This is a genomic window from Mesorhizobium sp. M0598, assembly GCF_040320865.1.
Lineage (GTDB): Bacteria > Pseudomonadota > Alphaproteobacteria > Rhizobiales > Rhizobiaceae > Mesorhizobium.
On the sequence record NZ_JAMYQL010000009.1, the window covers coordinates 73910 to 86781 of the forward strand.

Below are 12872 nucleotides of genomic sequence, written 5' to 3' on the forward strand. Positions count from 1 at the left end.
TCAGACCTTTACGTTGGCGGTGTCGAGTTCGGCCGCGACTTCGGCCGGCGGCAGTTCATCGAGGGCATCGTCGATCGGCGCGCCGGAGAGGCGAAGCACGATGCGCTCCAGCGTGAAGAGCACGATGAGCGCGCCTCCCGCGACAAGCGGGACATAGTCCCAGCCCCCCGATATGCCGAGTGACGGCAAGACGGAGCCCCAGGTCAATGCGACCAGCTGGCTGCCATACCAGATCATGCCGATGCCGAAGGCGAGCGCGACAAGATCCGAAATCATCCGCAGCCAGCGCTTGCCGCCTTTCGGCAGCACGTAGAGCAGGACGTCGAAGCCAAGATGGTAGTTCTCGCGAACGCCGACGGCAGCGCCGAGGAAAATGAACCAGCTCATCAGCATCACCGAGCCCGGCTCGGTCCAGCTCGGCGAACGGTTCAGAACATAGCGGCCGAACACCTGCCAGGCGACGAAGGCGGTCATCAGCACCAGCCCGATGCCGGCGATCGACAGCGCCGCCGTGCTGACGCGCGACATCACTTGCGCGACGCCGGACAGAAGCGGTCTTGGTTTTGGGCTGGAAGTCACCGGTTTTCTCCCCAGGAGGATGGCGGCGCGGAATGTCCGCGCCGCCGCTTTATCACTGCACGGCCTTGATGGCTTCGACCATGGCCTTCAGCTTGTCGTCCTTGACGTGCTTCTCGTAGACCGGCCCCATCGCGTCGATGAAGGGCTGCTTGTCCGGCGTCGTGATCTGCGAACCGGCCGCCTCGACCTTGGCGCGCGATTCCTTGACCTTGGCGGTCCACAGCTCGCGCTGCTTGGCGACGCTCTCCTTGGCGGCCGCCTTGAAGATCGCCTGGTCTTCCGGCGTCAGCTTGTCCCAGCTCGACTTCGCCATGACGAAGGCTTCCGGCACCATCGTATGCTCGTCGAGCGAATAGTACTTGGCGACTTCCGCATGCTTGGCGGTGTCGTAGCTCGGAAAGTTGTTCTCCGCGCCGTCGATCACTCCGGTCTCGATCGCCGAATACACCTCGCCATACGGCATCGGCGTCGCGTTGGCGCCGAGTGCCGCCACCATGTCGACGAAGATGTCGGACTGGATGACGCGGAACTTCATCCCGGCCATGTCGGCCACGGTGTTGATCGGCTTCTTCGAATTGTAGAAGGAGCGCGAGCCGCCGTCGTAAAAGGCGAGCAGCACCAGCCCGACCTGGTCGAACGCCGCCGCGATCTGGTCGCCGATCGCCCCGTCCATGACCTTGTGCATATGCTCTTCCGAACGGAAGATGTAGGGCAGCGAGGGCACGGTGGTCTCCGGGATGAGCCCGTTGAACGGCGCCATCGAGACGCGGTTGAGATCGATCACGCCGGTACGCACCTGCTCGATCGTGTCCTTTTCCTCGCCGAGTTGCGCGGAAGGATAGATCTCGACCACATAGCGGCCAGCCGTGCGCTCCTTCACCAGCTCGCCGAAATATTTGACCGCCTCGACCGTCGGATAGCCATCCGGGTGGGTGTCGGACGACCGCAGGACCGTCTGGGCGCTTGCCGAGCCGGCCAGCAGTGCGGCGGCAAGTAGCGTAGCTCCCGCCAGTCTCGAAAAATGCAGCATTGGTTTCCTCCCTTTTTGAACGATGGCGGCAAGCGCCGTTAGAGCCGGTACGCCTTTTTCGCGAGCGTATAGGCAAGTTCCTGCGCCAGCTCGTGCGCCTCGTCTTCGCCGAGCCGATGCTCGGCGACGAGACGCGCCAGAAAAGCGCAATCGACCCGGCGCGCCACATCATGGCGGGCCGGTATGGATGGAAAGGCGCGGGTGTCGTCGTTAAAACCGACGGTGTTGTAGAAACCGGCCGTTTCGGTGGTCATCTCACGGAATCTGCGCATGCCTTCGGGGCTGTCGTGGAACCACCAGGCCGGCCCGAGCTTCAATGCCGGGTAGACGCCGGCGAGCGGCGCCAGCTCACGCGCATAGCTGGTCTCGTCGAGGGTGAAGAGGATGATGGTGAGGTCGCGCTCCAGCCCGACGCAGTCGAGTAGCGGCTTCAGCGCCGTCACATAGTCGGTTCGGGTCGGAATATCGAAGCCTTTGTCCCTGCCGAACTTGTGAAAGATAGAAGGCGAATGATTGCGCCAGGAGCCGGGATGGATCTGCAGGACCAGCCCGTCGTCGCGGCTCATCTTGGCCATCTCGGTCAGCATCTGGGCGCGGAACAGTTTTCGCTCGCGCTCGTCGTCCGAGCCCCGGCGGATGCGGTTGAACAGCTCCTGCGCGGCGGCATCCGAGAGATTGGCGGTTTCGGCCGTCGGATGGCCGTGATCGGAGGAAGTCGCGCCAAAGCTCTTGAAGAAGGCGCGCCGCTGGCGGTGCGCATCGAGATAGCCGGCCCAATTGCCGGTGTCGCAGCCGGTGATCTCGCCAAGCCGGTCGAGATTGGCCGAGAACCCTTCGAAGTCGGGATCGACGATCGCATCCGGCCGATAGGCGGTGACGACGCGGCCCTCCCAGCCGCTGTCGCGGATCATCTGGTGCCATCTGAGATCGTCGAGCGCGCCTTCGGTCGTTGCGATGACTTCAATGTTGAAGCGCTCGAACAGCGCTCGCGGGCGAAAATTCTCCCACTGCAGCAAGGTCGAGATCATATCGTAATGGCGGTCGGCGGTTGCTGCCGTCAGCGGCTCGTCGATGCCGAACAGATGGGCAAGCACATGGTCGAACCACAGCCGGGTCGGCGTGCCGCGGAACAGGTAATAATGCTCGGCGAAGCACCGCCAGATCGTTCTGCCGTCGGTTTCCACCGGCGAGCCGTCAAGCGTCGGCACACCAAGCTCCTCAAGCCGAACGCCCTGGCTGAACAGCATGCGGAAAATGTAGTGGTCCGGCACGATCAGCAACTGCGCCGGATCGGGAAACGCCTCGTTGAGCGCATACCAGCGCGGATCGGTGTGGCCGTGCGGGCTGACGATCGGCAGGTCCTTGACCGTGGCGTAGAGATCGCGGGCCAGCGAAAGCGGGCGCGCCTCGGCGGCAAACAGCAAATCCGGATCCGTCAATGCGGCCACGTAAATCCTCCCAATCCGGACATCGGTAGGGTTGGAAAGAAATAATGTCAACATACAAAAACTGGGTTGTTGTATGATGACTTTTCGTCGGCCATTGCCCATTGTGCGTGACGGCATCGGGTGTTACGCCGCCTGCCAGCAGTGACACAACAATCTCGATCAGACACGTGGCGCAATGACCAATAGACGCCTTTCCAACAGCACGCTGAAGGCACTGCCGGCTTCGGTCGCGGTCCCGCGCTACGCCCGCGGCGGCGTCGCACCTGGCATCGTCCATCTCGGCGTCGGTGCCTTCCATCGCGCCCACCAGGCGGCCTATGTCGACGACTGCCTGGCGGCGGGCGAGGCGGACTGGGGCATTGTCGGCGTGTCCTTGCGCAGTCCTGACACGCGCGACGCACTGGAGCCGCAGGATGGCCTCTATACGCTGGCGATCAGGAGCAGCATCGGCGAAGAGCTGCGCGTCGTCGGCTCGATCCTGTCGCTGCTGGTGGCGCCGGAAGATCCGGCTGCGGTGCTCGCCGCCCTGACCGATCCGCGCACCCGCATCGTCACGCTGACGATCACCGAAAAGGCCTATTTGAGGGCAGCCGGCGGCGGCCTCGACAATACCCACCCCGACATCGTCCATGATCTGGCCAACCCGCAAATGCCACGGACGGCGCATGGTTTCCTGACCGAGGCGCTGTCGCGCCGCCGTGCCGCCGACATCCAGCCTTTCACCGTGCTCTGCTGCGACAACCTTCCGGCCAATGGCGCCACGCTGCACCGCCTGCTGGTCGAATTCGCCGCGCTGCGCGATGCCAGGCTCGCCACTTCAGGCGATGCCAGGCTCGCCACTTCAGGGGATGCCAGGCTCGCCGCACACATCGCCGACGGCGTCGCCTTTCCGTCGAGCATGGTCGACCGCATCGTGCCGGCGACCACCGATGCCGACCGGGCGCGTATCGCCGTCGAGCTCGGCGCCGAGGATGCCTGGCCGGTGATGACCGAGCCGTTCTGCCAATGGGTGGTCGAAGACGATTTCCCGGCAGGCAGGCCGGCCTGGGAAAAGTTCGGCGTCACCATGGTCGGCGACGTCGGGCCCTTCGAGGACATGAAGCTGCGGCTGCTCAACGGTTCGCATTCGGCAATCGCCTATCTCGGCCTGCTCAGCGGCTACGACACGGTCGACCGCGCCTTTGCCAATCCGGCGATCCGGCAATTCGTCGACGGACTATGGGCCGAGGCCATCCCGACACTGCCGCAGGACGCCGGGCTCGATACGGCCGGCTACACGGCCCAGCTCGCCGAACGCTATTCGAACACCGCGCTCGCCCATCGCACTGCGCAGATCGCCAATGACGGCAGCCAGAAGCTGCCGCAGCGCATCGTCGCCTCGGCCCTCGATCGGCTGGGTGCCGGTGACCCGCCCGCGCATCTCATGCTGGTGGTGGCGGCCTGGATCACCGCTTGCGAAGCGCGCGGCAAAACCTTGCCGGAAGCCCATTTTACCGACCCGATCGACGCTCGGCTTACGGCGCTCGGCAGCCGGCCGGCTGATGAAACGGTGACAGCGATATTCGATCTCGCCGGCTTCGCCAAGGACCATTCCCACCGCATGACACTGATCGATCTGACGGCAGCCCATCTCGAGCGCCTGCGGCGGGGCGGACCTGCCGCTGCCTTCGCGGCGCTTGGCATAGGGAGTGAGAAGCCATGAGACAAACCTGGCGCTGGTTCGGGCCGGACGATCCGGTGACGCTTGCCCATGTCCGTCAAGCCGGCGCCGTCGGCATCGTCAGCGCGCTGCATCACCTCAATGACGGCCGCGCCTGGCCGGCGGACGAGACCGCCAGGCGCAAGGCCGACATCGAGGCAGCAGGCCTGACCTGGGACGTGGTCGAGAGCATCGTCGTGCACGAGGACATCAAGACCCGCAGCGGCGACTGGCGCAGCCTGATCGACAATTACAAGGCCTCGATCCGCGCCGTCGCCGCCGCCGGTATCAACACCGTCTGCTATAATTTCATGGCGATCACCGACTGGACGCGCACAGACCTCGATTATCCCATGCCGCATGGTGGCACGGCGCTGCGCTTCGATGTCGTCGAGCTCTGCGCCTATGACGTCTTCATCCTCGAGCGAGAAGGGGCGGAGGCCGATCACCCACCGGCCCGTATCGAGGCCGCGCGTGTGCGACTGCAAGGGATGAGCGACAGCGACAAGGCAAGGCTGGAGCGCAACCTGATCGGCTGGGTCCCGGCGCGCGAATTCATCTTCGATCGGGCAAGCTTCCGCCGCGCCCTCGACCTCTACAAGGACGTCTCCACCGAAGGCCTGCGCGAAAACCTGTTTGCCTTCCTGCGCGAGATCGTGCCGGTGGCCGAAGAGGCCGGCGTCAGGATGGCGATCCACCCCGACGATCCGCCTTTTTCGTTGTTTGGCCTGCCGCGCATCGTTTCCAAGGCAGCCGATGCCCGCGCGCTGCTCGACGCGGTCGCTTCGCCGGCCAACGGGCTGACACTGTGCACCGGCTCCTACGGCGCGGGCGCGCAGAACGATCTGCCGACGATGGCCAAGGCCTTCGCCGAAAACATCCATTTCGCCCATCTGCGCAATGTCACCAAGGAGCCAGACGGCTCTTTCCACGAAGCCGAGCACCTCGACGGCGACACCGACATGGTGGCGGTCGTGTCGGCGCTGATTGGCGAAGAGCGGCGGCGCAAGGCGGCAGGCAGGGCGGACTGGCAGATGCCGATGCGTCCCGACCATGGCCATGCCATCGTCGACGACATCGGCAAGAAGGTGAACCCCGGCTATTCCTGCATCGGACGGCTGAAGGGCCTCGCCGAACTGCGCGGCGTCATGCGAGCAGTAGAGGCACTGACAGTTTGAGCTATTTGCCTGACGGATCCAATATTTGTCGGGACGAATAGTCGACGCCTTTGGAATTCCAGAACAGCCGCACGGCCTTGCCGACCAGATTTTCATAGGGGACAAACCCGACACTGAACCGGCTGTCGGAGGCATTGTCGCGATTGTCACCAAGCACGAAGTAGTGACCTTCGGGCACCTCAAACACGCGCGTATTGTCGCCGATCGAGTTGTCGGTGAGGTTGAGGACGGAATGGGTGACGCCCCCCGGCAGAGTTTCGCGTTGAAGTTTGGCTTTCGAGAACTCTTCGGACGAAAAAGTGCCGGTATCGTCGAGTCCCACCGCGACATCGTTGATGTGAAGCACCCCGTCGATGATCTGGATCTTCTCGCCGGGAAGGCCGACGATCCGCTGGATGTAGTCCACGCTCGGATCGGGCGGGAACTTGAAGACAACCACATCTCCCCTTTTGGGTTCCGCGCCGAATATACGTCCATCAACGGGAAGCAAGTTGAACGGCTCGCTGTAGCGGCTGTAGCCGTATGCCATTTTGGAGACGAAGAGATAGTCGCCTTCCTGCAACGTCGGCACCATGCTGCTGGAGGGAATCGAAAAAGGCTGGAGCAGGAACGCGCGTATTGCGAATGCAGCCGGATACGAGGTCAGAAAGACGAGCACCAGCACCGAAAGCCCACGCGCGTACCATCTGTCCGGCTTGAACCGGTGCGCGAAGGGAACAACGATCGATGCCCACAGGGCCATCAAACCGATCCCTGAAAAATTGGCCCACCAAGCAAGATCGACGCCAGGCAATACCGGAAAGCCAATGTAAACAAGCGCGAAAACGACGACGCTGATCACCACCAGGCTGGCGACCGCCAGTTTGCCGCTGCCGATCCAGAGGAACCCGCCAAACGGGCCGCCAAAGGCCGAAACGAGGGCCGTCGACCATCTGGATCGCGAGATAGTTTCTTGTTGCACTGCTTGTTCTGTCATCGGCCACCCCCCACGCCAAGCCAGCCAGACTGTCCACCAAACAAAAAAGCGGGGCAAGCCCGCTTTTTCAGTTAGTCATTTGAGCGGAACTCACGCCGGCAGGATGGCGCCTTCGAGCGTGGTGAGCTGGTTGAGGAACTGCTCGGCCTTGCTGCGGGTCTGGTCGTCCTTGGCGTCGGCGGCGTCTTCCCTCGCCTCCTGGATGCGGCGGGCAAGGTCGGCGCGGTCGATGTCGCCGACGGCCACAGCCGATTCCGCGAGAAGCGTGCAGCCGGCCGGAACGATGTCGGCAAAGCCGCCGAACACCACATAGCGCTCTTCCTTGCCTTGCGCGGTCTTCAGCGTAACGACGCCCGGCTTGATTGTGGTCATGACCGGCGCGTGATGCGCCATGACAGTCATCTCGCCTTCGGCGCCCGGGATGACGACGGATTCGACCTGCTCGGAAACCAAGAGGCGCTCCGGCGAGACCAGTTCGAATTTGAAAGCTTCAGGCATGATCAATTTAGCGACTGGTGAATGGTGAATGGTGAACGGTCAGAAAGAATGACCTTCACTCAGCCCCGATTTCCTATCCGCTACTCCCCATTCACAATTCACTATTGACCATTCACCATCAGGCCGCTTCAGCGGCCAGGCGCTGTGCCTTCTCGACCGCTTCCTCGATGCCGCCGACCATGTAGAAGGCGGCCTCCGGCAGATGGTCGTAATCGCCGTTGCAAAGGCCCTTGAAGCCCTTGATGGTGTCGGCGAGGTCGACCAGCTTGCCCGGTGCGCCGGTGAACACTTCGGCGACGAAGAAGGGCTGCGACAGGAAGCGCTCGATCTTGCGGGCGCGGGCCACGGTCTGCTTATCCTCTTCCGACAGCTCGTCCATGCCCAGGATGGCGATGATGTCCTGCAGCGACTTGTAGCGCTGAAGGATCGACTGCACCTGGCGGGCGACCTGGTAATGCTCTTCGCCGACAACCATCGGGTCAAGCATGCGCGAGGTCGAATCGAGCGGATCGACGGCCGGATAGATGCCCTTTTCCGAAATCGCGCGGTTGAGCACGGTCGTCGCGTCGAGGTGGGCGAACGAGGTCGCCGGTGCCGGGTCGGTCAGGTCGTCGGCCGGCACATAGATCGCCTGCACCGAGGTGATCGAGCCCTTGGTCGTTGTGGTGATACGCTCCTGCAGCGCGCCCATGTCGGTGGCAAGTGTCGGCTGGTAGCCCACGGCCGAAGGAATGCGGCCGAGCAGCGCCGACACTTCCGAGCCCGCCTGCGTGAAGCGGAAGATGTTGTCTACGAAGAACAGCACATCCTGGCCCTGGTCGCGGAAATACTCGGCAACCGTCAGGCCGGTCAGGCCGACGCGAGCGCGCGCGCCCGGCGGCTCGTTCATCTGGCCATAGACGAGCGCGGCCTTGGAGCCTTCGCCGCCGCCCTTCTTGTTGACGCCGGACTCGATGAACTCGTGATAGAGGTCGTTGCCTTCGCGGGTGCGCTCGCCGACGCCGGCGAACACCGAGAAGCCGCCATGCGCCTTGGCGACGTTGTTGATCAGTTCCTGGATTAGCACCGTTTTGCCGACGCCGGCGCCGCCGAACAGGCCGATCTTGCCGCCGCGGGCATAGGGGGCCAGCAGGTCGAGCACCTTGATGCCGGTGACCAGGATCTGCGCTTCCGTCGACTGCTCGACATAGGTCGGCGCCGGCTGGTGGATCGAGCGCATCTCGATGCCGTCGACCGGGCCTGCCTCGTCGACCGGCTCGCCGATGACGTTGATGATGCGGCCGAGCATGCCCGGGCCGACCGGCACGGTAATCGGTGCACCGGTGTCATAGACGTCCTGGCCGCGGACCAGACCTTCGGTCGAGTCCATGGCGATGCAGCGCACGGTGTTCTCGCCCAGATGCTGGGCCACTTCGAGCACGAGGCGATTGCCGACGTTGATCGTCTCAAGCGCGTTCAGGATCGCCGGCAGATGTTCGCCGAACTGGACGTCGACAACGGCGCCGATGACCTGGCGAACCTTGCCTGCCAGGCCGGTTTTCTTGATGGTGGCGGCCGGCGTATTCACAGCGGCGGCCTTGGTTGCTGCCGCCTTCTTGGCCGGAGCGGCCTTTGCTGCTGCCGGAGCCTTCGCTGGTGCCGCGGCCTTAGGGGCTGCCGTCTTGGGGGTCGCTGCTTTCGCCATCGTCTTTACCCTTTTCGTCTCTTTGTTTCTCACACGCTTGAGGTCGATGACCTCCTTGTGGGCGTGCCTAGAGCGCCTCGGCGCCCGAAATGATTTCGATCAATTCCTTGGTGATCTGCGCCTGCCGCTGGCGGTTGTAGGTGATCGACAATTTGTTGATCATGTCGCCGGCGTTGCGCGTCGCATTGTCCATGGCGCTCATCTTGGCGCCCATCTCGCCGGCGGCATTCTCGAGCAGCGCGCGAAAAACCTGCACGGAAATGTTGCGCGGGATGAGATCGGAGAGGATTTCGCCCGGCTCCGGCTCGTATTCGTAGACGGCGCTGCCGCCGTCCTTCACTTCCGCGGCAGCCGAAGGCGCGCCCGCCGGGACAATTTGCTGCGCCGTCGGGATCTGGCTGATCACCGACTTGAACTGCGAATAGAATAGCGTGCAGATGTCGAAGCCGCCTTCGTTGAACAGGTGGATCACCTTCTTGGCGATGGCATCGGCATTGACGAAGCCCAGCGTCTTGACCTCGCGCAGGTCGACACGCTCGATGATCAGCGCCCCGTAGTCGCGGCGCAATATGTCGAACCCCTTCTTGCCGACGCAGATGATCTTGACCTGCTTGCCGTCGGCCAGAAGCTTGCGGATGTGGTCGCGGGCAAAGCGGGCGATCTGCGAATTGAACCCGCCGCACAGACCGCGTTCGGCCGTGCAGACGACAAGCAGATGCACGTCGTCCTTGCCGGTGCCGGTCATCAGTGCCGGGGCATCGCCGCCGCCGCCGATCGCCTGGGTGATGTTGGCCAGCACCGCGCCCATGCGCTCCGAATAGGGACGCGCCGCTTCCGCCGCTTCCTGCGCGCGACGCAGCTTCGCCGCGGCGACCATCTGCATCGCCTTGGTGATCTTCTGCGTCGCCTTGACCGAGGCGATACGGTTACGAAGGTCTTTTAACGAAGGCATGCTTCAAACCTGATCCCGTCCGTCCTGCTCAAGCAAAGGTCTTGGCGAAGGCGTCGATTTCTGCCTTCAGCCTGGCGCGCAGATCGTCGGACAGCGCCTTCTCCTTGCGGATGCCGTCGAGCACGTCCTTACCGGCCGAGCGCATATGCGACAACAGACCATGCTCGAACTTGCCGACCTGGTTGACCGCCAGCTTGTCGAGATAGCCGTTGACGCCGGCGAAGATCACCGCGACCTGCTCCTCGACTTTGAGCGGCGAGAATTGCGGCTGCTTCAACAGCTCGGTCAGACGCGAGCCGCGGTTGAGCAGGCGTTGCGTGGCGGCATCGAGATCGGAGCCGAACTGCGCGAAAGCAGCCATTTCGCGGTACTGCGCGAGCTCGCCCTTGATCGACCCGGCAACCTGCTTCATCGCCTTGATCTGCGCCGAGGAGCCGACGCGCGACACCGAAAGGCCGACATTGACCGCCGGACGGACGCCCTGGAAGAACAGATTGGTTTCCAGGAAGATCTGGCCGTCGGTGATCGAGATGACGTTGGTCGGGATATAGGCCGAAACGTCGTTGGCCTGCGTTTCGATGATCGGCAGCGCCGTCAGAGACCCGCCGCCGTTTTCGTCGTTGAGCTTGGCGGCGCGCTCGAGCAGGCGCGAGTGCAGGTAGAAAACGTCGCCGGGATAGGCTTCGCGGCCCGGCGGACGGCGCAGCAGCAGCGACATCTGGCGATAGGCGACGGCCTGCTTCGACAGGTCGTCGTAGCTGATCAGCGCGTGCATGCCGTTGTCACGGAAATATTCGCCCATGGTGCAGGCGGTGAACGGCGCCAGGAACTGCATTGGCGCCGGATCGGAGGCGGTCGCGGCGATGATGATCGAATAGTCGAGCGCGCCGCGCTCTTCCAGGACCTTGACGAACTGCGCCACCGTCGAGCGCTTCTGGCCGACGGCGACATAGACGCAGTACAGCTTTTCCTTCTCAGGGCCGTTGTCGTGCACCGATTTCTGGTTGAGCATGGTGTCGAGGATGATCGCGGTCTTGCCGGTCTGGCGGTCGCCGATGACCAGCTCGCGCTGGCCGCGGCCGACCGGGATCAGCGCGTCGATGGCCTTGAGGCCGGTCGACATCGGCTCGTTCACCGATTTGCGCGGGATGATGCCGGGCGCCTTGACGTCGACGCGCTTGCGTTCGGTGGCCTGGATCGGGCCTTTGCCGTCAATCGGGTTGCCGAGCGCGTCGACGACGCGGCCGAGCAAGCCCATGCCGACGGGCGCATCGACGATGGCGCCGGTGCGCTTGACGGTGTCGCCTTCCTTGATGTCGCGGTCGGCGCCGAAGATGACAACGCCGACATTGTCGGCTTCGAGGTTGAGCGCCATGCCGCGGATGCCGCCGGGGAACTCGACCATCTCGCCGGCCTGGACATTGTCGAGGCCGTAGACGCGGGCGATACCGTCACCGACTGACAGCACCTGGCCGACTTCGGAGACCTCGGCCTCCTTGCCGAAATTCTTGATCTGGTCTTTCAGAATTGCGGAAATTTCCGCGGCGCGGATGTCCATCAGCCGACCTCTTTCAGTGCAAGCTTGAGCGAATTGAGTTTGGTTTTGAGCGACGTATCGATCTGGCGCGAGCCGATCTTGACCACCAGTCCGCCGAGCAGCGACGGATCAACGGTGACCGTGATCGCCACGTCCTTGCCGGCGACGCTTTTCAGCGCTGCTTTCAGCTCGGTTTCCTGGGCAGGCGTCAGCGCATGCGCCGAGGTGACCTCGGCGGCGGTCTCGCCGCGGTGTTCGGCGGCGATCTGGCGGAACGCCTTGATCATGCCGGGCACGGCAAACAGCCGGCGATTCTGGGCAACGACGCGCAGGAAATTGCCGGTGAGGCCGGTGATCCCCGCTTTGTCGGCGATCGCGGCGATCGCCTTGGCCTGGTCCTCGCTGGAGAAGACAGGGCTCCTGATCAGCCGCGAAAGGTCAGCGCTGCCTTCGAGCATCGCTTCGAAACTGTTGAGGTCGGCCTCGACGCTGGCGACCGAATTGGTCTGCAGCGCGAGTTCGAACAGCGAACCCGCATAGCGTTCTGCGACACCTGAGATTGGCGATGACGATTGGGCCACGGACCGTCTTTTCTCTTGTCTGACAGGCCGCAGATTGTTGGCGCGAGCAAAAACTCTGGCTAAATCTTTGACCTTACTGCATTTTTCCAAGCACGGAGGCGCGGCTTCCGCTATCCCCGGTCGAAAGTCGATTGCCGTCTAGCACAGGCATTTTCAGACCGCAATGCGTCGTCCGGCATGGTTTTCAGGCACTATTGTCGCATCCGGTGGCCGAGTTCAGCAACCAACCCCGGATTGATCCCTGATTCAGGGCAAAAAGCCGAAGGCGAAGGCCAGAGGCAGCGCCGCCAGCACCAGCTCGACGACGATGGATGCCCAGTTGAACGGCGTGTTGGCGCCGTCCGACATCATCGACAGCAGACGGCCGAAGGCGGTGAACAGCCAGGAGAAGCCGAGCGCCATATAGAGCAGCGGCTGCGCCAGGAGGATGCAGCACAGGCTGAGGCCGAGATAGAAGCCCGACATCCGGCCGCGCCCCTCGGCGATCGCCGCTGCCTTCTCCGGTCTGACCTGCAGCCGCAGGATCCGGAAGGCCAACCCTGGCGCCAGGAACAGCAGCAGGCCGAACAGCAAGGTCACCACGGCGCTCGACCATGCCAGCCACTCGCCCTGGCTCATCGGCCACGGAAACGCAAATTCCATGTTTCCCCTCGTAAATGGATATTCAAAATTTCGGGCATTCTAACGAAGCAAGAGACATACGCCAGATG

12 protein-coding genes are annotated in these 12872 nt (G+C 63.4%); 2 read left to right on the forward strand and 10 right to left on the reverse strand.

Going from position 1 to position 12872, the window contains the following annotated elements:
• From NKI59_RS14045 to uxaC, 3 genes are all read right to left on the reverse strand, one after another.
• A complete protein-coding gene (locus tag NKI59_RS14045) occupies positions 1 to 528 on the reverse strand; it encodes a TRAP transporter small permease (RefSeq protein ID WP_023719697.1) in 528 nt (175 codons plus the stop codon).
• 103 nt (positions 529 to 631) lie between these two features.
• On the reverse strand, positions 632 to 1609 hold the full coding sequence (locus NKI59_RS14050) for a TRAP transporter substrate-binding protein (RefSeq protein ID WP_023678091.1): 978 nt from the start codon (positions 1607 to 1609) through the stop codon (positions 632 to 634).
• 38 nt (positions 1610 to 1647) lie between these two features.
• Entirely contained in the window at positions 1648 to 3057 is a 1410-nt protein-coding gene (gene uxaC, locus NKI59_RS14055; protein ID WP_352704832.1) for a glucuronate isomerase, read from the reverse strand.
• Positions 3058 to 3232: 175 nt separating this feature from the next.
• Here uxaC and NKI59_RS14060 point away from each other — a divergent pair, with 175 nt between their 5' ends.
• Together NKI59_RS14060 and uxuA are read left to right on the forward strand one after the other, a co-directional pair.
• Positions 3233 to 4759: a mannitol dehydrogenase family protein gene (locus tag NKI59_RS14060; RefSeq protein ID WP_352704834.1), complete on the forward strand. Its 1527-nt coding sequence runs from the start codon at positions 3233 to 3235 to the stop codon at positions 4757 to 4759.
• Entirely contained in the window at positions 4756 to 5934 is a 1179-nt protein-coding gene (gene uxuA / locus NKI59_RS14065) for a mannonate dehydratase (RefSeq protein WP_352704836.1), read from the forward strand. Before NKI59_RS14060 ends, uxuA begins: the two co-directional genes overlap by 4 nt.
• Position 5935: 1 nt before the next feature.
• Here the strand turns inward: uxuA and lepB are convergent, their stop codons facing one another.
• The 7 genes from lepB to NKI59_RS14100 all read right to left on the reverse strand — a co-directional run bounded on the left by lepB (position 5936) and on the right by NKI59_RS14100 (position 12804).
• On the reverse strand, positions 5936 to 6910 hold the full coding sequence (lepB, locus tag NKI59_RS14070) for a signal peptidase I (RefSeq protein WP_352704838.1): 975 nt from the start codon (positions 6908 to 6910) through the stop codon (positions 5936 to 5938).
• A gap of 90 nt (positions 6911 to 7000) precedes the next feature.
• The gene (locus tag NKI59_RS14075; protein WP_352489184.1) at positions 7001 to 7408 is read right to left on the reverse strand and encodes a F0F1 ATP synthase subunit epsilon; all 408 of its coding nucleotides are present in this window, start codon (positions 7406 to 7408) and stop codon (positions 7001 to 7003) included.
• A gap of 118 nt (positions 7409 to 7526) precedes the next feature.
• Positions 7527 to 9092 (reverse strand): F0F1 ATP synthase subunit beta, encoded by a 1566-nt coding sequence (gene atpD / locus NKI59_RS14080; protein ID WP_023678097.1) that lies wholly within the window; start codon positions 9090 to 9092, stop codon positions 7527 to 7529.
• Positions 9093 to 9159: 67 nt separating this feature from the next.
• Complete coding sequence (locus tag NKI59_RS14085) at positions 9160 to 10044, reverse strand: F0F1 ATP synthase subunit gamma (RefSeq protein ID WP_352450898.1); 885 nt, start codon at positions 10042 to 10044, stop codon at positions 9160 to 9162.
• Positions 10045 to 10072: 28 nt separating this feature from the next.
• Entirely contained in the window at positions 10073 to 11602 is a 1530-nt protein-coding gene (atpA, locus tag NKI59_RS14090; protein WP_352450899.1) for a F0F1 ATP synthase subunit alpha, read from the reverse strand.
• Complete coding sequence (locus tag NKI59_RS14095; protein WP_352636906.1) at positions 11602 to 12162, reverse strand: F0F1 ATP synthase subunit delta; 561 nt, start codon at positions 12160 to 12162, stop codon at positions 11602 to 11604. Before NKI59_RS14095 ends, atpA begins: the two co-directional genes overlap by 1 nt.
• A gap of 246 nt (positions 12163 to 12408) precedes the next feature.
• On the reverse strand, positions 12409 to 12804 hold the full coding sequence (locus tag NKI59_RS14100) for an AGROH133_08824 family phage infection protein (RefSeq protein ID WP_023678101.1): 396 nt from the start codon (positions 12802 to 12804) through the stop codon (positions 12409 to 12411).
• Between the last annotated feature and the right edge of the window lie 68 nt (positions 12805 to 12872).

Bases quoted from the DNA above. Each gene is read 5' to 3' on its own strand.
- NKI59_RS14045 (WP_023719697.1), bottom strand. From the start codon at position 528: ATGTCGCGCGTCAGCACGGCGGCGCTGTCGATCGCCGGCATCGGGCTG.
- NKI59_RS14050 (WP_023678091.1), bottom strand. From the start codon at position 1,609: ATGCTGCATTTTTCGAGACTGGCGGGAGCTACGCTACTTGCCGCCGCA.
- NKI59_RS14060 (WP_352704834.1), top strand. From the start codon at position 3,233: ATGACCAATAGACGCCTTTCCAACAGCACGCTGAAGGCACTGCCGGCT.
- uxuA (WP_352704836.1), top strand. From the start codon at position 4,756: ATGAGACAAACCTGGCGCTGGTTCGGGCCGGACGATCCGGTGACGCTT.
- lepB (WP_352704838.1), bottom strand. From the start codon at position 6,910: ATGACAGAACAAGCAGTGCAACAAGAAACTATCTCGCGATCCAGATGG.
- NKI59_RS14075 (WP_352489184.1), bottom strand. From the start codon at position 7,408: ATGCCTGAAGCTTTCAAATTCGAACTGGTCTCGCCGGAGCGCCTCTTG.
- atpD (WP_023678097.1), bottom strand. From the start codon at position 9,092: ATGGCGAAAGCAGCGACCCCCAAGACGGCAGCCCCTAAGGCCGCGGCA.
- NKI59_RS14085 (WP_352450898.1), bottom strand. From the start codon at position 10,044: ATGCCTTCGTTAAAAGACCTTCGTAACCGTATCGCCTCGGTCAAGGCG.
- atpA (WP_352450899.1), bottom strand. From the start codon at position 11,602: ATGGACATCCGCGCCGCGGAAATTTCCGCAATTCTGAAAGACCAGATC.
- NKI59_RS14100 (WP_023678101.1), bottom strand. From the start codon at position 12,804: ATGGAATTTGCGTTTCCGTGGCCGATGAGCCAGGGCGAGTGGCTGGCA.